Source organism: Arhodomonas aquaeolei DSM 8974 (genome assembly GCF_000374645.1).
Lineage (GTDB): Bacteria > Pseudomonadota > Gammaproteobacteria > Nitrococcales > Nitrococcaceae > Arhodomonas > Arhodomonas aquaeolei.
On sequence record NZ_KB894812.1, the window covers coordinates 1 to 17,825 of the forward strand.

The window sequence follows — 17,825 nt, forward strand, 5'->3', positions numbered from 1 at the left end:
CTATCAGGGCGTGAGCAAGCGCGCCGAGCATCGTGGCAGCACCACGAAGTGGCATGTGGCCATGAAGCGCGGCGCGCGCCGGGCGCTCGGCGACGATGAAACCGCTCAGGCCCGGGAAGCCTGCGAGCTCATCAAGGCGAAGATCCGTGCCTACGTCGAGCATCCGTTTCACGTCCTCAAGAACCGGTTCGGCCACCGCAAGGTGCGCTACCGCGGCATCGCGAAGAACGAGGCGCAGTTGTATGCGCTGTTCGGCCTGGCGAATCTGCTACTGGCTCGTCGACGATTGCCGGCCGTCCCAGGGGGAGGTGCGTGTTGAGACCGCAGAAAAGCGCTCCACATGAGCAATACGGCGGCATTTTGCCGGCGAGCAGCAACACAGGCCGCCTTGAACGGCCACCAATCGCGCCTTCTGGCGGCATTGGCCACGTCGAAATCGACGAAACCCGCATTAGTTCAGCGCTTCCTTAGTGGGCAGCCCATCAAGGTACGGCGAAACCCTTTTTAGGGCAGTGCTGGGATTCGTGGGCGGATACGTTTCAACGAGAGACACACCCGGAGTTTTTAGCAATCGGCTTGGTAGCAGAGCTATGAAAAGGGAGGCCTTGTCACCAGTTCTTGGATCGAACGCCACTTCGGCGTCTGTATCCAGTCGGTAAGAGACTAAATAGTCATTTTTATCGCGATCGAGCTGTCTGGCGTGAGGAAGCGAATCTAAATACGCTTCAATATCCGATCCTTTCATACTCGGTTTCCTCCTTGAAAATATAACGATAAAGCTCACGTGACGCTATGAAGCGTAGCGAAATAGCGGTCACGTGCAGCGCCTTGTTAGGCGCTAGTCGATAACGTTTTCGATGTTCGTCCAAAGCACAACCGCATTATCGCCCACATAAGCACGAACTTTGGCTTTCCCCGACCAAGTAGTATCTAAGACCGAGACCTGAATTCCGGACTTAGTGATGATGCACCCATGCTTCATCAAGTACTGCATTCCCCGCTTGTCTTTCTTCACTAATGCGGACGTAAATTGGTCGAATAAGCTTTCCGACACGCAGGCTGGATAGCCGCCCTTAAGTGTCTCCGCATTGGCAGATGACATCAACGCCCCGAAGAGAATAAGTGCTGACACCATTACTTTTAGCATGATCTTCCCCTTTGTTGTGAATGCCTAACGCCGAGCTTCAGCCGACGGCCGCGAGCGCAGCGAGTGGCCGGTCGGATGGAAGCACTGGTTGGACGTCACTTTTGGTCGGCCTTCAAAGCTGATTTGCAGAAGGGGCATATCTTTGCAGCTGGCAGAATGAACTCAGCACAATGCGGACATGGAACCCGCTGCGCCTCCAACTGTTGTTGTTTTTGAGCTGGCTTAGACCGATTGATTCCATCCGACACTTGCTTTGGGCCACGCCCCGCGACGGAATCGAAGGCCTTCAGAAAGAAGATGGCCAGACCAACCACAATTAGAAACCCGAGAAACTCCATTTATGACCTCCACATCATTGACGTCCAACAGTGATTAGATAGCGCGCACGGATATCCAATAAACGTGCGCGCACGATATTGCACTCTGCACGCTTGGGCCTTCCCATGTAACCCACTGATTTTATTTATCGTTAGTTTCCGCGCCGCCAGAGGCGCCGCAATATCGTGCTTGCAGTTTGCGTCCGCGCCGTTGGTACTGTATGTAGGCCCCGTATTCGACATGGGGGTGATGTCATACCCTCGGCGCGCGGCCCCGGCCGATGGACGAGTTCCGCCGGGCGGTTGCGGGTGAAGCGTTACGGCATCCGTAAAGAGGGGAGCTACTACTGCTACTGGATAGGAACAGTGATCGGGCTGCAAGCGCGGATATCCAGCGGCCGTATGCGCGCGACTGTTGGATGGCGATGCCACGATCGATCGGCGGAAAAATTGTGCTTTCAAAGGAAATGACACGCCCGAGCGTGAGAAGCGCCTGCGATATCGCGCGTACGGTGTGGCGTCCGGGAACTGGCCGCGGCGGGAGGATGTGTCCGTGAGCTTGCGGCAGGAGGGCATATTCCGCCGCTCGGACATTGAGCGTGCCCCGGTGTCCATACCCTCTCCCTCATTCCTTCGTATCCGTTCTGGGAATTAGCCTGCTACGGCGTGCAGGTAATTGTCCAGCCCTGCCGGTTATCGGCTTCCCCACCAGCGCGTGAGGTAGTGTCGCAGGGCGTCGGTGATTCCGGTCGATCCGGTTTCCGTGGCTTTGCCCCGCCCGGTTCCGATACCGCCGTTAGCGAAGTCTGCGGTGGTCAGTAACTCATTCGTGTTTTCATTCGCCCGCCAGTGGCCCGCGAATCCGTCGTCGTCCGCTACGGCGCGGCGGCCGAGTTCGCCGAGGCGTTCGACGAATTCGGCGAGGGGATAGGCGGCGTCGGAGAGGTTGCCGGTGTTCGTCAGGCGGATTTCGTGGAGGCGGAACGGCGGGCCGCCGTTGGCGGTACGGCAGGCGTCGAGCTCGAGGCTGAGGGTGGTGTTCTGCACGATCTCTTCCACCCGCTGGCGGATGGGACCATCGGATTCGGGGACGGTGTCGCCGTCCGGGGCGACGAGGCGCACGAGCACGATGTCGGTGCAGCCCTGGCGCAGCAGCGGCGTCAGGGGCGGATTGCGGGTGTAGTAGCCGTCCCAGTAGGCGCCGTCGCCGATGCGCACGGCGTCGAAGACCATGGGGTGTGCCATGGAGGCGAGCACGGCGCGGGCGGAGAGCGTGTGGGTGCGGTCGCGCCCGTCCGGCGTGTCAAGGAGGCGGCGGGTGCGGGGGTCGTTGCTGAACAGGTGCGCCAGCCCGGAGTGGACCTCGGTGGCGGCGACGGTGACGAAGGGGCGCCGGGCCGGCAGGGCCGCGGCGTCCGGGTCCTCCACCAGCGTGGGGGCCGCAGCGGCGGCGAGGTCGCGGATCATGTCCAGGGCGACGCCGCGGAAGTGGCTCATGGGCATGGCCTTGGGCACGCCCAGCGCCTCCAGGTGGCGGTGCAGGCCGATGAGCAGACCCAGGGCCTCGTCCGGGACGAAGCGCAGGGCGTGGTAGCGCTCGCGGAGGAGGTCCTCCATGCGGTTGAGCCGCCAGAAGGCGTCGAGGTAGGTATCCGGGGCGATGCCGTCATGGATGGCGCGGGCGAGCAGCGCGGCGTTGAGGGCGCCGCCGGAGGTGCCGGTGACGGCGTGTATGCGCCCGGGCGGGATGGGCCCCTCCGGCCGTATCAGGGCCGAGAGGACGCCGGCGGTGAACGCGGCGTAGGCCCCGCCGCCCTGGAGCGCCAGCCCGATGCGTCCATCCCCCATGACATCTCCCTATCGTCCTGCCCGCCCCACTGGTATCACATCCCCCGCAGGGGCGACAGCGCGGGATCAGCCCTGGACGATGCCCGCCTCCACCAGCCGGGCGATGGCGGCGTCGTCCAGGCCGAGCTCGTCGGCGAGCACGGCGCGGGTGTGCTCGCCGAGCTGCGGCGGTGCGGCGGCCGTGCGCGGCGGCGTGGCGCTCATGCGGATGGGGCAGCGCACGAGGTCCACGTGGCCGCCGGCCTCGTGGGGCACGCGGACCTGCATGCCGCGGTGGCGGACCTGGGGGTCGGCGAACACGGCGTCCATGGTGTTGATCGGCCCGCAGGGCACGCCCGCGGCCTGCAGCGCGCTCACCCACTCGGCGGTGGCGCCGCGGGCCAGGCGCTCGGCGATCACGGGCACCAGCTCGCCGCGGTGGGCGACCCGGGCGGTGTTGGTGGCGAAGGCCGGGTCGTCCGCGTAGCCCGCCAGCCCGGCGACGTCGCAGAAGCGGCGGAACTGGCCGTCATTGCCCACGGCGAGGACCATGTGCCCGTCCGCGGTGGCGAAGACCTGGTACGGCACGATGTTCGGGTGGGCGTTGCCGGCGCGCCGGGGGACGGTTTCGCCGACGAGGTAGTTGCTGGCCTGGTTGGCGAGCATGGAGACCTGCACGTCCAGCAGTGCCATGTCGATGTACTGGCCCTCGCCGGTGCGGTCGCGGTGGCGCAGCGCGGCGAGGATGGCGGTGCTGGCGTACACGCCGGTGAACAGGTCCGCCACGGCGACGCCGGTCTTCATGGGCTCGGCGCCGGGGCTGCCCTCGGGCTGGCCGGTGAGGCTCATCAGCCCGCCCATGGCCTGGATGAGCACGTCGTAGCCCGGGCGGCTGGCGTAGGGGCCGTCCTGGCCGAAGCCGGTGATCGAGCAGTAGACGATGCCCGGGCTGGTGGCCGCCAGGCTGTCGTAATCGAGCCCGTAGCGCGCCAGCCCGCCGACCTTGAAGTTCTCGATGACCACGTCCGAGCGGGCGGCGAGGTCGCGGACCAGCGCCTGGCCCTGCGGGTCCGCCAGGTCGACGGCGAGGGAGCGCTTGCCGCGGTTGGCGCAGAGGTAGTAGGCGGATTCGCGGGTGGGCGTGCCCGCGGCATCGGCGAGGAAGGGCGGGCCCCAGCCGCGGGTGTCGTCACCGGTGCCGGGGCGCTCGACCTTGATGACCTCCGCGCCCAGGTCCGCGAGCAGCTGGCCGCACCACGGGCCGGCGAGCACGCGGGAGAGGTCCAGCACGCGGATGCCGGTCAGTGCGCCTGTCACTTGCTCTGTCACCTGTTCACCCTCTTCGCTCCACGGGACCGGACCAGGGGATCGCGGGAGACTCGCCGCGACCGCGCCCGCCATGACCACCCGGGCACCGGGGACACGGCATCCGCCGTGCCACCGGCGCTCACCCGGTGAACGCCTGGATCCCCGTCTGCGCCCGGCCCAGGATCAGGGCGTGGACGTCGTGGGTGCCCTCGTAGGTGTTCACGGTCTCCAGGTTCGCCATGTGGCGCATCACATGGTACTCCTCGGAGATGCCGTTGCCGCCGTGCATGTCCCGCGACTGGCGGGCCACGTCCAGCGCCTTGCCGACGTTGTTGCGCTTGATCAGCGACACGCCCTCCGGCGCCCAGGTGCCCTCGTCCATCATCCGGCCGACACGCAGAGCGGCCTGCAGGCCCAGGGTAATCTCCGTCTGCATGTCGGCGAGCTTCTTCTGCACGAGCTGGGTCGCGGCCAGCGGCCGGCCGAACTGCCTGCGCTCCAGGGTGTACTCGCGGGCGGCGTGCCAGCAGAACTCCGCCGCGCCCATCGAGCCCCAGGCGATGCCGTAGCGCGCCTTGTTGAGACAGCCGAACGGCCCACCGAGGCCCTGGCCCTCCGGCAGCAGGTTCTCCTCGGGCACGAAGGCGTCGTCGAGCACGATCTCGCCGGTGATGGAGGCCCGCAGGCTCAGCTTGCCGTGGATGGCGGGGGTCTCGAAGCCGTCGGTGCCGCGCTCGACGATGAAGCCGCGGATCTTGCCGTCATGGGCCTCGGACTTCGCCCATACCACCGCGATGTCGGAGATCGGACTGTTGGTGATCCACATCTTCTGGCCGGTCAGCCGGTAGCCGCCGTCCACCGCCCGGGCCCGGGTCTTCATGCCGCCCGGGTCGGAGCCGTGGTCCGGCTCGGTGAGGCCGAAGCAGCCGACCATCTCGCCGGTGGCGAGCCGGGGCAGGTACTTCTGCTTCTGGGCCTCGCTGCCGTAGGCGTGGATCGGGTGCATCACCAGCGAGCTCTGCACGCTCATCGCCGAACGGTAGCCGGAGTCCACGCGCTCGACCTCGCGGGCGATGAGCCCGTAGGCCACGTGGCTGACGCCCGGACCGCCATACTCCTCCGGGACGGTCGGGCCCAGCAGGCCGAGCTCGCCCATCTCGGTGAGGATCTCCCGGTCGAAGCGCTCGTCGCGGTAGGCGCTGATCACGCGGGGCTGGAGCTGCTCCTGGCAGTACTCCCGCGCCGCCTCGCGGACCATGCGCTCTTCCTCGGTGAGCTGCTGGTCGAGCAGGAACGGATCGTCCCAGACAAACGCATTCATCGCTGTTCTCCTGCGGGTAGGCGTGCCGGTAGTGTGGCACCGGGCTGGTCATTTGAGAAAAATTGGTTACTACTGGTATCGATCACTTTTTGTTATCTCCGGTGGGTGACACACACATAGCCGGGTCGTGAAATACTTAGACATAAAATACTTCTCCGGGGTACCCTGTAGCGAACGAGTCAGGGAGGCACCGGAGACACCATGAAGGACGCGCCCGCCGACGACACCGATCCCCGTAACAAGAAGGTACTGCGGCTGTGGTTGCGGATGCTGCCGGCCGTCGGGCTGGTGGAGCAGCAGCTGCGCAGCCGCTTCCGCGAGCACTTCACCATCACCCTGCCGCAGTTCGACGTGCTCGCGGAGCTCGAGCGGGCGGATCGCCCCCAGACCATGTCGGAGCTCTCGCGGCTGCTGCTGGTTTCCAGCGGCAACGTCACCGGGCTGGTGGACCGCCTGGTGCGCAGCGGCTACGTCAACCGCCGCCCCTGCCCGGACGACCGGCGGGTGCAGTGGGTGGAGCTCAGCGACAAGGGGCGCGCGGAGTTCGACACCATGGCCCGGGCCCACGAGGCGTGGCTGGTGGAGCTGTTCGATGAGCTCTCCGATGCCGAGGTGGACGAGCTCAACCGCCTGATGGCGCGCATGAAGCTCGCGCTCAAGCACCGCCTCGACGTCGACGAGGTCGCCTGACGCCGACACGGTGAGGCGCTGGCGCGAGCAATCGCGAGCAGGCGCGGGAACCGACGTACGGTTCACCGCCCTATCCGAGAACGCGCATACTCCGACCTAGGGAAAGGGCGCATGCGCGGAATCCTTGCGGATTCCGGCCGGCGTAGCGGAGCGCCATGGAATGACCACCACACCGAACCCGGGCGTCTCCGGCCGCGGCGTCGCCTTATCGTATATCCGCTTTTTATCCGATAGTGCGACCGGCTACACCGTATTGCTGCTGCTGGGGCTCGCCGCGGCAACGGAAACCCCCGTTCTCGGGGTGGCCATCCCCGCCCTGCGATCCTGCCCTCCCATCGACGCGGAGGGCTCAGCCTCCACCTTCGGCTGCCTTAGCGCGGAGACCCTGGTGGGCCTTTATCTGCTCGCCTTTCTCCTGGCCACTCCCCTGGGGCTGACGCTCAACGCGGCCAGCTGGTTTCTGGTGGGCTGGCTGGAGAAGTAGTGGGCGGTCGGGTTCTCCTGGGGAAAACGCGCCAGTTTTCCGTTCGCCATGACGAACCACTCCTTCAATGTCGATCGGTGGCAGGAGATGCTGAAACTCGAGCGCAGTGACGTCTGGGCCACGGCCGAGAACCTGGAGAACGTGCTCATGGTCTTCTTCCCCGCGTTCCTTGCCTGCTATGAGCACGTCAATGGCATACGCCTGCTCACCCGCAACCTAGGCCTTATCTTCACCGTCGCGGCCGTCGTAGCGCTCTGTGGGGGTGAGTGCGTGGGGGCCGCCGTCTTCGCCGTAGCGGCCGGCAGCTCTCTCTCGCTGAATGCCATGATCGCGTTCCACTACAGCTGTGCCATTTTGAACGGCGCCTGTCTCATTTGCCTCGCCAATAATCCATATCTCGGATCCCATCTGGAGCGCGAATGTGGGGCCGAATCCCGCCTTCGCCTCATCGAGCGCACGCGCCTCGCCACGCCCCGTGGAGATGATCGCTAGCCCCAAGGAAGTTTGGCGTGGGTTCGTCACGGCGGGTCGGTCGGGCACGGCCACAGGCCGTGGGCGACGCCCCGAGCATTCCGGGCCAAGAACGTCGCACGCCCGCGGCGCGCGACCTACCCGAGCTGGACAGGTGGTTATCGCTGAATTGCGGCGCGCGCTTCGCGCTTGGCGATTCCCCGATCTCCCGTAGGTCGGCTGCGCCTGGCAGCCGACATTCCCCGTTCCAGCGCATCGGCCTCGACGCCTCAAGGGGGCGAGTCCACGTGATTACTGGAAAACCACACGGAAGCTTGGCGCAGGTGCGTCACAGGGGCAGACCACCCAGACTGGTGCCGCCGCAGACGTAGAGCGTCTGCCCGGTGATGAAGCCGTTCTCCGGCGCGGCCAGGAAGGCCACCGCCCGCGCCACGTCGGCCGGCTCCCCGAGCCGGCCGACGGGCACGCCCTCCGCCAGCCGCGTCTCGCGCTCGCTGCCCGCCGGCACCACGCCGTGGAACATGTCCGTGCTGCGCACCGGCCCCGGCGCGACCACGTTGACCGTGATCCCGTCCCCGGCGAGCTCCAGCGCCCAGGTCCGCGCCATGCCGATCATCCCGGCCTTGGTCGCGGAATAGCAGGTCCGCGTCTGCAACCCCTGCGCGGCCCGCGAGGACAGCAGCACCACGCGCCCGAAACCACGCTCGCGCATGGCCGGCAGGGCCGCCTGCACCAGGGTGATGGCGGCACCGAGGTGGAGGTGGGTCAGCGCGTCCAGGTCCTCGCCCGCGACCTCGTCCAGCAGCGCCGCGCGGATCACCCCGGCGTTGTGCACCACGGTGGTCACCGGATGGCGCGCCGCCACGTCCGCGGCGACCCGGGCCGTGGCCGCCGGGTCCATGAGGTCCACGGGAATGCTCTCCAGGCGCCCGTGATCGATATCGCTGGCGCGGCGGGCCAGCGACAGCACGCGGTAGCCGCGCTCCAGCAGGTCCTCGCAGATGGCCCGGCCGATGCCGGCGCTGCCGCCGGTCACGATGGCGACGGGTTCGCTCATTGGTCTGCCTCCCCCATTGCGGCGAGCTCGCGTTCGAGCGCCTTGGGCTCGTCACGCCACTTCGCCAGGATGTCCTCCGCCACCGGATCGGCGGCGCTCTCCTCCACGCCGGACGCCAGCGCCGTGACCACGCCGCGGGCGAGCCGCCCCGGCGGCGCCGCCGGCAGGGCGAGCCCGTCCGGGCCGCCGAACGGACCGGCGAACACGGTGAGCACGCGCACCCCGGCGGCATGGCCGCGGGCGCGCAGGCCCTCGGTGGCGGACAGGGCCGTCGCCTGGAGGGCCGATTCCAGGCCCATCGCCGGCAGGTGCGCCCGGGCGAACACGGAGACGAGCTGGACGACGGCGCCGCCGGCGGCGGCCAGTGGCTCGCGCAGTGCGTCGGCCAGCGCCAGCGGCACCGCCACCGCCCGCTCCATCGCCTCGCGGCCCGCCTCCCCGGGCAGCGCGGACAGCCCCGCCGCGCCGCCGGCCCCGAGCCCGGAGACCACGAGGGCGTCGACGGCCCCCGCCGCCGCACGCACCGCGACGGGGTCGTACGGATCGGCGACGGTAGCGTGCACCTCACCGGGCTCCGGCCCGGCCGCCCCGGGATCGGCGTCCAGCCGCACCACGGCGGCCGCGCCGGCGTCGCGCAGGGCGCGGCTGACGGCCCGGGCGAGGGACGGCGTCGCCGCGTACAGGGCAATGCGCCGCCCCGCCGGATCGAACGTGAATGCCTGCATGGCGCTCCGGACCTCCTCCGCTTCGTCGTTTCCCGTTGCCTGCGCGACCAGCACGCCCTCGCCGCCGCGGTCGAGCACGGCACGGACGTCCATCGTCTCCCCGGGCGCGGCCCGGCCGGCGAGGTAGGCCAGCGCCTGCGCGCCCTCGCCGAGGGAGACGGTGCCCAGGCGCAGCGGCAGCCGCGCGGCGAAGTACGGCTCGTTGCTGTGGTGCAGCCGGGTGACCGCGAGCAGCGTCCCGGCGCCGGCAACGGGCCGCCATGCCAGGGCCTCCGAGAGGCAGTGGCCGCAGACCTCCCGCGGCGGATACTGGATACGCCCGCAGTCGCCGCACACGGGCAGCTCCAGGCGCCCGCGCGCGGCCCCGGCGGTGAAGCGCCGGCCCAGCGGCCCGCGCTGGCGCGGCGGCAGTATGCTCATGGCCCGCCCTCCCCGAGGACGGCCGCGGCGGTGCACAGGCCACGGTCGTAGTTGATCATGCCGAAGCCGCTGACCAGCCCGTGGCGTGCGGCCTCGACCGGCGTGCCCGCGGCCTGACCGGTGAGCTGGCGCAGCGCCTCCACCAGGCCGATGTAGCCGCCGGCGGCGCCGGCCTGGCCCACGGAGAGCTGGCCGCCGCAGGTGTTGTGGGGGAAGTCGCCGCCGACGGTGAGGTCGTGGGCGCGCACGAACGCGGGGCCCTCGCCCTTGGCGCAGAAGCCGAGGTCCTCGATCTGCATCATCGAGATCACCGGGTAGTCGTCGTAGGTCTGGAGGAAGTCCATGTCCGCGGGCCCGATCCCGGCCTGGTCGTACAGGGCGTCGCGGTCGTAGAGCCAGCCGCCGCGGTACTGCACCGGGTCATCCGGGAAGGCGTTGTGGCGTTCGATCGCGCCGAGCACCCGCGCGTGGGGCAGGCCCAGGGCGCGGGCGCGCTCGGTGGACATCACCAGGAAGGCCTCCGCCCCCGCGCAGGGCATCACGCAGTCCAGCAGGTGGATGGGCTCGGCCACCGGGCGGGCGGCGAGGTAGTCGTCCAGGCTCATGGGCCGGCGCAGCAGGGCGTGGGGCACGGGACCGGCGTTGGCGCGCTGGCTCACCGCGATCCGCCCGAAGTCCTCCCGGCCCGCGCCGTAGGCGCGCATGTAGTGCTCGGCGATCAGCGCGAAGCTGGCATTGGGCCCGCCGGCGCCATGGGGATAGACGAAGTCACGGCTCATGCTGGAGAAGTTCTGCATCAGCCCGCGGAAGCTGCCGAAGTTGGCGGTGTCCCCGGCGAGGCAGGCGACCACGTCGGCGTCGCCGCACTGCACCGCCCTGGCCGCCCGGCGCAGGGCCACCACCCCGCAGGCCCCGCCGGTGGGGATGTGCTCCAGCCAGCGCGGCGACACGCCCGCGTACTGGGTGAAGCCCACCGCGGTATCCGGCGCCAGGGTAAAGCTCGAGACCGCCAGGCCGTCCACGGCCGCCTTGTCGAGGCCGCTGCGGGCCAGCAGCTCACGCAGCGCACCGGCGAGGAAGTACGCCGCCCCGTGGTGCGAACGTTTGGTGTAGCCCCAGCTCACCGGCACCGCCACGGCGACGCCGTCGTAGCCCGTGCTCATGCGCGCCTCCTCACCGCCGTTTCTTCAGGCCGCGGGTGTCCACGCAGCACGCCTGCCCCTGCAGCTCCCGCACCAGGGCCCGGAGCTCGCCGCGCTGGACCTTCTGGGTGGGCGTGAGCGGCAGCGCCTCGACGAAGGCGACGTACCCCGGCGCCTTGTAATAGGCCAGCTGCTCCAGGCAGTAGTCGACGATCGAGGCGGCGTGCGCCTCCCGCCGCTCCGCGGATACCGTCTCCGCGGGCACGACGCAGGCGATCACCTCGTCGCCGCGGATCTCGTCCGCCACCGCGCCCACCGCCACCTGGTGCACCAACGGGTGCTGCTGGAGCACGCTCTCCACCTCCACGGCGGAGATGTTCTCGCCGCTGCGGCGGATGACGTTCTTCTTGCGGTCGACGAAATGGAGCGAGCCGTCGGCACTGCGGCGGACCACGTCGCCGGTATGGAACCAGCCGCCGGCCCAGACCTCCGCCGTGGCCTCCGGGTTCTTGAGGTACTCGCGGAAGAAGCCGTGGGCCGGGTCATCGCCGGCGGCGCGCACCCAAAGCTCGCCGGGCTCGCCGTCGGGGACGTCGCCGCCGTCATCGCCGACCAGGCGCACTTCCACCGCGGGCTCCGGACGCCCGAAGCAGGACGTGCCCACGTGGCGGGGCTCGTGGTTGGCGATGACCGCCGCCCCGGGGCCGGTCTCGGTCATGGCCCAGGCCTCCAGCAGCGGGAACCCGAAACGCTCCTCGAACGCGGCATGGTGGCGCCGGTCCACCCCGGCGCCGAAGCCGAAACGCACGTGGTGATCGCGGTCCGCCTGCGAGGGTTCGGCGGCGAGGAGCATCGCCGGCATCACGCCCAGGTAGTGCACCACCGTGGCCCGGCTCTCGCGCACGCTCTCCCACCAGCTCCGCGGGTGGAAGCGGTCCAGCAGGATCAGGCAGCCCCCCGTGAGCACCATGGCCAGGGTGGAGAACGCCATGGCGTTCATGTGGTTCACCGGCAGCGGTGTCAGCATGCGCTCGCCCCCTTCCCGCAATGCGGCCAGGCCGCCGATGCCGGCGTACCACTCCCCCGCCCCGAGGAAGTACCGGTTCGGCAGCACGCAGCCCTTCGGCCGCCCCGTGGTCCCGGAGGTATAGAGCAGCGCGCACTCGCTGTCGCGGTCGAGCGCCGCGTCCACGGGCGGCCGCGGCGCCGGCGGCACCGCCTCGCCGGGGCTCATCACCGCGAGCCGGGTGCCGGCACGCTCCGCCGCGGCGCGGAGGTCGCCCGCACGCTCCGGCAGCGTCACCGCCAGCGCGATCTCGCTGTGCCCGCACAGGTACTCCAGCTCGGCGGCGCGCATCTCGGCGCTGATGGGCACCACGCTCACGCCGAGGCGGTTGAGCGCGAACCAGTGGGTGAGGAACGACGGCCGGTTCTCCAGCAGCAGCCCGGCGCGCAGCCCCGGGCCGTAGCCGGCGTCACGGAAGGCCCCGGCGAGGGCGTCGACCTCCGCCAGGACCGCCGCGTAGCGTCGCTCACCGGCGTCGATGCCGTAGATCGCCGCCGTCTCCGGCAGCACCTGGAGGCAGGGATGATCCGGGAACCGCGCCGCGGTGTCGCGGAACGCCTCCCAGACGGTATTGGCTCGGTTCACGGCGACCTCCGCCTATAGGTAGAGCTGGACGGCCGGGTGGTTGGCATCGCAGTTGAGCAGGTTGACCCGCTTCATGCGCATGCGCAGCTCCCCGCCGTCGGCGCTGAGGTGGTGATAGGCGGTGGCGGCGTAGCGCAGCACCTCGTCGCCCCGGGCCTCGGTGTAGTGGAAGTCCGTGCGCAGGACGTACTCGCCGGCCTCCGGGTCGCGGCGCTCGATGCGCGGCTGGGCGAGCAGGTGGTGGCCGCGCACCGTGGGCCGCAGCGAAAAGGCCCGCGGGCTGTTCATGCGGCCGATACGCACCTGCATGAGTAGCCGGTCGTCGTAGACCAGCGAGGTATGGTGCTCCGGGTCGGGCTGGTCGTGCTCCAGCGGGATCCAGTAGACCCCGTCCTCGGTGAACAGCGCCGACCACTCCTCGTAGCGCTTCTCGTCGAGCAGCCGTGCCTCGTGGTAGACGAAGTCCACGAGCGCCTCGTCGCTGGGTGTGTCGTGTTCGCTCATCGCCCTGCCCCCCTTCACTGGCCCCGGGACGCGCCGTCGGTCATGAACTTCCTCCAGGCGCGGAACTGGTTGCGCATGGAGATCTCGCTGGTGCCGTTATCCAGCCGCTCGGGCTCGTCGAGCTCCGCCGGGTCGAAGTCCCGGTGCAGGCTGATCCACTCGTTGCCGGAGGCGAGCAGCCCCGCCTGGATGGCCTCGTAGCAGTGGAGGTCGTCGTGCCCCACCACGGAGAACGGCGAGTTGATCAGCCGCGAGTAGGTCTGCGTGCGCTGCAGCAGCTCCTCCGGCGCGCCCTTTAGCCGGAAGGTCCAGCTCTCGATCAGGGTCCGGTTCGCGCTGATCGGCCGCGCGACGCGGATCGCCTGGATGGCGCACTTGGAGGTCATGGTCGGATACAGCACGGTGTTGTGCCGCACCGTGGTCAGGATCTCGCGGGCCCGCTCGGGGCCGTACGCGGCCTCCATCGCGCGGTCGTACTCGGGCAGCCCGGAGTAGTGTGAGTGGATGCTCACCTTCTCGCCGTCGTAGCTGTGGCCGTTGTCGAACACCCGCACGCCGCCGGCGTCGAAGAACTGGTAGTCGTTCACGAAGGGCAGCAGCTGCTGGATGATCATGGGCTTGGGCGCGTCCTCGGGCTGGTCCTTCCACAGCTCCCTGGCGGTACCCGCCGCGGACTCGTGCACGATCATCGGGTGCATGGTGTCGTTGAGGTTCTCGACGAACATCTTCCAGTTGCAGTCGTGCATGAACCGCAGGCAGCCGCCGGCGACCTCGATCTCGCCCTCCGGGGCCCGGTCGACCATGTTGTCCAGCGAGGTGATGACAGGGCCGAAGTACTCGTCGAAGTCCGGGCCCTCGTCGCTGATGCGCACGAAGATGAAGCCGCGGTAGTTGCGGACGTTATCGATGGTGACCAGGCCCTTGGCGGCCCGGCACTCGTTCAGCCGCGTGCCCTCGTAGCCCTTCTTGAACGGGATCGAGAGCAGCGAGCCGTCGGTCCTGAACGTCCAGGCGTGGTAGGGGCAGCGGAAGAACTTGCCGGTGTTGCCGCGCTCCTCGGGGGCGAGCTTCGCGCCCTTGTGCGCGCAGCGGTTCATCATCACCCGCACGCTGCCGTCGGTGTGGCGCACCGCCATCAGCGGCCGCCCGGCGATGGTGGCGGTGAAGTAGTCGCCCCGGTCGGGGATCTGGCTGTCGTGGCACAGGTAGTTCCAGGTCCGCGCGAAGAGGTAGTCCTGCTCCAGCTCGAAGAGCTCCTCGTCCAGGTACACGTCGCGGTGGACGCAGTCGTCGCCCACCAGCGACGCGATCGCTTCGGGGTTGTCGCGATACTTGCCCATTGCCTTCTCCTCCTCGTTCACAGATCCAGCACCAGCCGCTCGCCCCTGGCTCGGGAGATGCAGATCTGCATGACGCTGTTGCTCGCCTTCTCGTCGTCGCTCAGGTAGTGGTCCCGGTGGTCCACCTCGCCCTCGATGACCTCGGTGGAGCACACCCCGCACTCGCCGCGCTCGCAGTCGGACATCGGGTCCAGGCCCGCGGCCTCGGCCGCCTCGAGGATCGTCTGGTCGGCGGCCACCTGCAGGGTCACCCCGGAGGCACGGCACTCCACCTCGAAGGCGTGATCCCCGGCCTGCGGGGCGGCCGCGGTGAACAGCTCGAAGTGCACGTGCTCCGGCGGCCAGCCCCGGGCACGGGCGCCCGCGGTGAGCGCGTCGATCATGCCCCCGGGGCCGCAGACGTAGAGGTGGTCGGCCGGGCCGTAGCCCGCCAGCAGGGCGTCCAGGTCGAGGGCGGTGTCCGGCTCGTCGTCGGCGTGCACGCTCAGCCGCTCGCCGGCGAGGGCCCGGATCTCGTCGACGAAGACGAGCTGCCCGCGGCTGCGGCCGCTGTAGTGGAAGCGGTAGTCCCGGCCCGCGGCGGTCAGGGCCGCCGCCATGGACAGGATCGGCGTGACGCCGATGCCGCCGGCGATGAGCACGGCGCGCCCCCCGCCCTCGTGCAGCGGGAAATCGTTGACCGGCCCCTCGGCGGTGAGCCGGTCACCGGGCTGCAGGCGCTCGTGCATGTAGGCCGAGCCGCCGCGCCCGTCCGCCTCGCGCCGCACCGCGATGACGTAGCGCTCCGGCGCCGCCATCGCCGCCGCGTCGGCACGGGTGACGATCAGCGAGTACTGCCGCTGCCCGCTGCCGCCGTCCAGCGGCAGCTCGAAGCGCAGGTGGGCGCCGGGGGTGAACCCGGGCAGCGTCCCGCCGCCGGCACGCTGCAGCTCGATGCGCCGGATCTGCGGCGTGAGCCACTCGGCGGCACGGACTTCAAGTTCCAGCTTGGTCATGGCCTCTCTCCCTGCCCGCGAAAGGTCAGCGGCAATAAACATCCAAATGAATATATTCGGACGGTGGAACCCTCCCGGCTCCACCCGCCCCGCTACTCCGCGTTCAGCGCCTCGATCTGGTCGTGGAAATACGCCAGCGCCGCCTCGCCATCGACCCCACGCTCCGCCGCGGTCTCCACCCAGTCCGCGCGAACCGGCGCCAGGCGCTCGGCCAGCCGGTCGCGGGCGTCGCCGTCCAGCCGGACGAAACGCACGCCGGCGCCCCTGAGCGTCTCCCGCGCCTCGCGCGCCTTGCGGTCCCATACCCGGGCGAAGCGCCGCGCCATGGCCTCGCCGGAGAGCGCCTCGATGGCCTCGCGGTCCGCCTTGGAGATGGCGTTCCACTTGTCGCGGTTCATCACCAGGTACTGGCTGCTGTGGGCGAAGCCCCCGGGCACCGTGACCGCGGTGTCGACGTAGTCCTGCAGCCGGAAGCTGACGATGGAGTCGCTCTGGAAGAACGTGCCGTCGATCACGCCGCGGGAGAGCAGCTCGTAGCTCTGGGAGGCAGGCGCGGAGATCGGCGTCATACCCAGGCGCTGGGCGACCTCGCCGGTGGTCGCGCCGAGCACCCGGACCTTGCGCCCGGACAGATCGCCGACGCCGGCGACGTCGCCCCCGCGCAGGAAGATCTGCGCCGGGGTATTGGTCCACAGCGAGAGCAGCTTGACGCCCTCGTGCTCGTTGGCGGGCCGGAAGTAGCGCTGGTAGGTCCGCCAGTAGGCCACCGAGTTGGCCTCGGCGTCGTCGGCGAGCAGCGGCAGCTCCGCCATCCCGGTGAGCTTGAACCGCGCCGGCGTGTAGCCGTGCACGCCGAAGGCGAGGTCCGCGACGCCGTCGCGCACCAGGTCGAAGTGGGCCTCGGGCTTGGCCATCGCCTGCATGATCTCGACGGTCACGCGGCCGTCGGTGGCCTCGGCGACGTCCTCGGCCCAGGGCCGGATCATCTCCGTGACCACGTAGTGCTCCGGCGGCAGCCAGTTGGAGAAGCGCAGGGTCACGTTGCCCGCGGCGGCGGGCACGGCGGCGGCCAGCATCAGGGCGGCGGCGATCAGTCGGTTCAGCATGTTGTTCACTCCTTGCCCGCGCGGGGCTACATCATCGACGGCAGCCACAGGGTGATCGCGGGGATGAACGCGAGCACCAGCAGCCGGACGATGTCCATGAGCAGGAACGGCGTCACGCCGCGGAAGATCGTGCCCAGCCGGGTCTCCGGCAGCACGGTGTTGAGCACGAACACGTTGAGTCCGATGGGCGGGGTGATCAGGCTGATCTCGATGGCCACCACCACGACGATGCCGAACCAGATCGGATCGAAGCCGAGCCCCTGCACGATGGGGAAGAAGATCGGCACGGTGAGCAGCAGCATCGACAGGCTCTCCAGCACCGCCCCGAGCACCAGGTACAGGCCCAGTATGATGAGGATCACCGCCATCGGCGCGAGGTCCGCCGCGCTCACCCAGGCGGCGAGGTCGTCGGGCATCCCCGCGAGGTTGACGAAGTTGGAGAACACCACCGCGCCGATGAGGATCGCGAACATCATCGCCGTGGTGCGCGCGGTCTCCAGCAGCAGCCGGTAGAACGACGCCGGGGTCAGCGCCCGCCGCCACAGCGCCAGCACCAGCGCCCCGCTCGCGCCGATGCCGGCGGCCTCGGTGGCGGTGAACACGCCCAGGTAAATGCCGCCCATCACCAGCGCGAACAGCGAGAGCACGCCGCCGACGGCGCGCAGCGCACGCAGGCGCTCGCCGAACGCGAGCTTCGGGTACGGCTCGGTGGCGTCGCCGGTCCACCAGAAGTGCAGCCGCACCGCCGCCATGTAGCCGAGCACGCCGAGCAGCCCCGGCACCAGGCCGGCGATGAACAGCTTGCCGATGTTCTGCTGGGTGATGATCCCGTAGAGCACGAGGATCACGCTCGGGGGGATCAGCACGCCGAGGGTCCCGCCGGCGGCGATCACGCCGCTGGAGACCGCCTCGGAGTAGCCGTAGCGCCGCATCGACGGCATCGCCACCTTGGACATGGTCGCGGCGGTGGCGAGCGAGGAGCCGCACACCGAGCTGAAACCGCCGCAGGCGGCGACCGTGGCCATCGCCAGTCCGCCCTTGCGGTGGCCGAGCCAGGCGTTGCTGGCGGCGTAGAGGTCGTCGGCGAGCCGGGCATGCACGATGAGGTTGCCCATCAGCACGAACAGCGGCACCACCGTCAGGGTGTAGGACTTGCCGGTGTCGTAGCCCACCTGCCCGAGCAGGGACAGCGCCGGGTCCACGCCGAGGATGGCGGCGACCCCGACCACGCCCACCAGCATCATGGCGAAGGCGATGGGCAGGCCGAGCACGATCAGTCCGAGCACGGCGGCGAGCCCCGGGAGCCAGTATTCCATGCCG

19 protein-coding genes are annotated in these 17,825 nt (G+C 69.4%); 4 read left to right on the top strand and 15 right to left on the bottom strand.

Annotated elements, in window-relative coordinates; translation table 11 throughout:
- Positions 1–319 (top strand): transposase (locus C516_RS19490; RefSeq protein ID WP_018718764.1); only part of this gene is annotated, 319 nt, incomplete at its 5' end.
- Between the two features lie 132 nt (positions 320–451).
- On the opposite strand, the gene C516_RS21410 is transcribed toward C516_RS19490, so the two are convergent.
- The 6 genes from C516_RS21410 to C516_RS0112640 form a co-directional block, all read right to left on the bottom strand.
- Positions 452–745, bottom strand: a complete 294-nt coding sequence (locus C516_RS21410) for a hypothetical protein (RefSeq protein ID WP_156831234.1) — start codon at positions 743–745, stop codon at positions 452–454.
- A 93-nt stretch (positions 746–838) separates the two neighbouring features.
- Positions 839–1,147: a hypothetical protein gene (locus C516_RS21080; protein ID WP_156831235.1), complete on the bottom strand. Its 309-nt coding sequence runs from the start codon at positions 1,145–1,147 to the stop codon at positions 839–841.
- A gap of 95 nt (positions 1,148–1,242) precedes the next feature.
- The gene (locus C516_RS21085) at positions 1,243–1,485 is read right to left on the bottom strand and encodes a PhlB family protein (protein WP_156831236.1); all 243 of its coding nucleotides are present in this window, start codon (positions 1,483–1,485) and stop codon (positions 1,243–1,245) included.
- 672 nt (positions 1,486–2,157) lie between these two features.
- On the bottom strand, positions 2,158–3,312 hold the full coding sequence (locus C516_RS0112630; protein ID WP_018718765.1) for a patatin-like phospholipase family protein: 1,155 nt from the start codon (positions 3,310–3,312) through the stop codon (positions 2,158–2,160).
- A 66-nt stretch (positions 3,313–3,378) separates the two neighbouring features.
- On the bottom strand, positions 3,379–4,608 hold the full coding sequence (locus tag C516_RS0112635; protein ID WP_018718766.1) for a CaiB/BaiF CoA transferase family protein: 1,230 nt from the start codon (positions 4,606–4,608) through the stop codon (positions 3,379–3,381).
- Positions 4,609–4,738: 130 nt separating this feature from the next.
- On the bottom strand, positions 4,739–5,920 hold the full coding sequence (locus C516_RS0112640; RefSeq protein ID WP_018718767.1) for an acyl-CoA dehydrogenase: 1,182 nt from the start codon (positions 5,918–5,920) through the stop codon (positions 4,739–4,741).
- 201 nt (positions 5,921–6,121) lie between these two features.
- Here C516_RS0112640 and C516_RS0112645 point away from each other — a divergent pair, with 201 nt between their 5' ends.
- The 3 genes from C516_RS0112645 (at position 6,122) to C516_RS0112655 (ending at position 7,586) form a co-directional block, all read left to right on the top strand.
- Positions 6,122–6,610, top strand: coding sequence for a MarR family winged helix-turn-helix transcriptional regulator (locus C516_RS0112645; RefSeq protein WP_018718768.1), 489 nt, complete (start codon positions 6,122–6,124; stop codon positions 6,608–6,610).
- Positions 6,611–6,770: 160 nt separating this feature from the next.
- Positions 6,771–7,094 carry a hypothetical protein gene (locus C516_RS0112650; protein ID WP_018718769.1) on the top strand — a complete coding sequence of 108 codons (324 nt, stop codon included), beginning with the start codon at positions 6,771–6,773 and terminating at the stop codon, positions 7,092–7,094.
- 87 nt (positions 7,095–7,181) lie between these two features.
- Positions 7,182–7,586, top strand: coding sequence for a hypothetical protein (locus C516_RS0112655; protein WP_156831237.1), 405 nt, complete (start codon positions 7,182–7,184; stop codon positions 7,584–7,586).
- A gap of 307 nt (positions 7,587–7,893) precedes the next feature.
- Here the strand turns inward: C516_RS0112655 and C516_RS0112660 are convergent, their stop codons facing one another.
- From C516_RS0112660 to C516_RS0112700, 9 genes are all read right to left on the bottom strand, one after another.
- A complete protein-coding gene (locus C516_RS0112660; RefSeq protein WP_018718771.1) occupies positions 7,894–8,622 on the bottom strand; it encodes an SDR family NAD(P)-dependent oxidoreductase in 729 nt (242 codons plus the stop codon).
- The gene (locus C516_RS0112665) at positions 8,619–9,767 is read right to left on the bottom strand and encodes a zinc ribbon domain-containing protein (RefSeq protein ID WP_018718772.1); all 1,149 of its coding nucleotides are present in this window, start codon (positions 9,765–9,767) and stop codon (positions 8,619–8,621) included. Before C516_RS0112665 ends, C516_RS0112660 begins: the two co-directional genes overlap by 4 nt.
- On the bottom strand, positions 9,764–10,930 hold the full coding sequence (locus C516_RS0112670; protein WP_018718773.1) for a thiolase family protein: 1,167 nt from the start codon (positions 10,928–10,930) through the stop codon (positions 9,764–9,766). The genes C516_RS0112665 and C516_RS0112670 overlap by 4 nt, the downstream gene beginning before the upstream one ends.
- A 10-nt stretch (positions 10,931–10,940) precedes the next feature.
- Complete coding sequence (locus C516_RS0112675; protein WP_018718774.1) at positions 10,941–12,560, bottom strand: AMP-binding protein; 1,620 nt, start codon at positions 12,558–12,560, stop codon at positions 10,941–10,943.
- A 12-nt stretch (positions 12,561–12,572) separates the two neighbouring features.
- On the bottom strand, positions 12,573–13,064 hold the full coding sequence (locus C516_RS0112680; protein ID WP_018718775.1) for an aromatic-ring-hydroxylating dioxygenase subunit beta: 492 nt from the start codon (positions 13,062–13,064) through the stop codon (positions 12,573–12,575).
- A gap of 14 nt (positions 13,065–13,078) precedes the next feature.
- Entirely contained in the window at positions 13,079–14,404 is a 1,326-nt protein-coding gene (locus C516_RS0112685; RefSeq protein WP_018718776.1) for an aromatic ring-hydroxylating dioxygenase subunit alpha, read from the bottom strand.
- 17 nt (positions 14,405–14,421) lie between these two features.
- Complete coding sequence (locus C516_RS0112690) at positions 14,422–15,399, bottom strand: PDR/VanB family oxidoreductase (RefSeq protein WP_018718777.1); 978 nt, start codon at positions 15,397–15,399, stop codon at positions 14,422–14,424.
- Between the two features lie 92 nt (positions 15,400–15,491).
- Entirely contained in the window at positions 15,492–16,505 is a 1,014-nt protein-coding gene (locus tag C516_RS0112695) for a TRAP transporter substrate-binding protein (protein WP_018718778.1), read from the bottom strand.
- A 26-nt stretch (positions 16,506–16,531) separates the two neighbouring features.
- Positions 16,532–17,821, bottom strand: a complete 1,290-nt coding sequence (locus C516_RS0112700; RefSeq protein WP_018718779.1) for a TRAP transporter large permease — start codon at positions 17,819–17,821, stop codon at positions 16,532–16,534.
- Positions 17,822–17,825 lie beyond the last annotated feature (4 nt).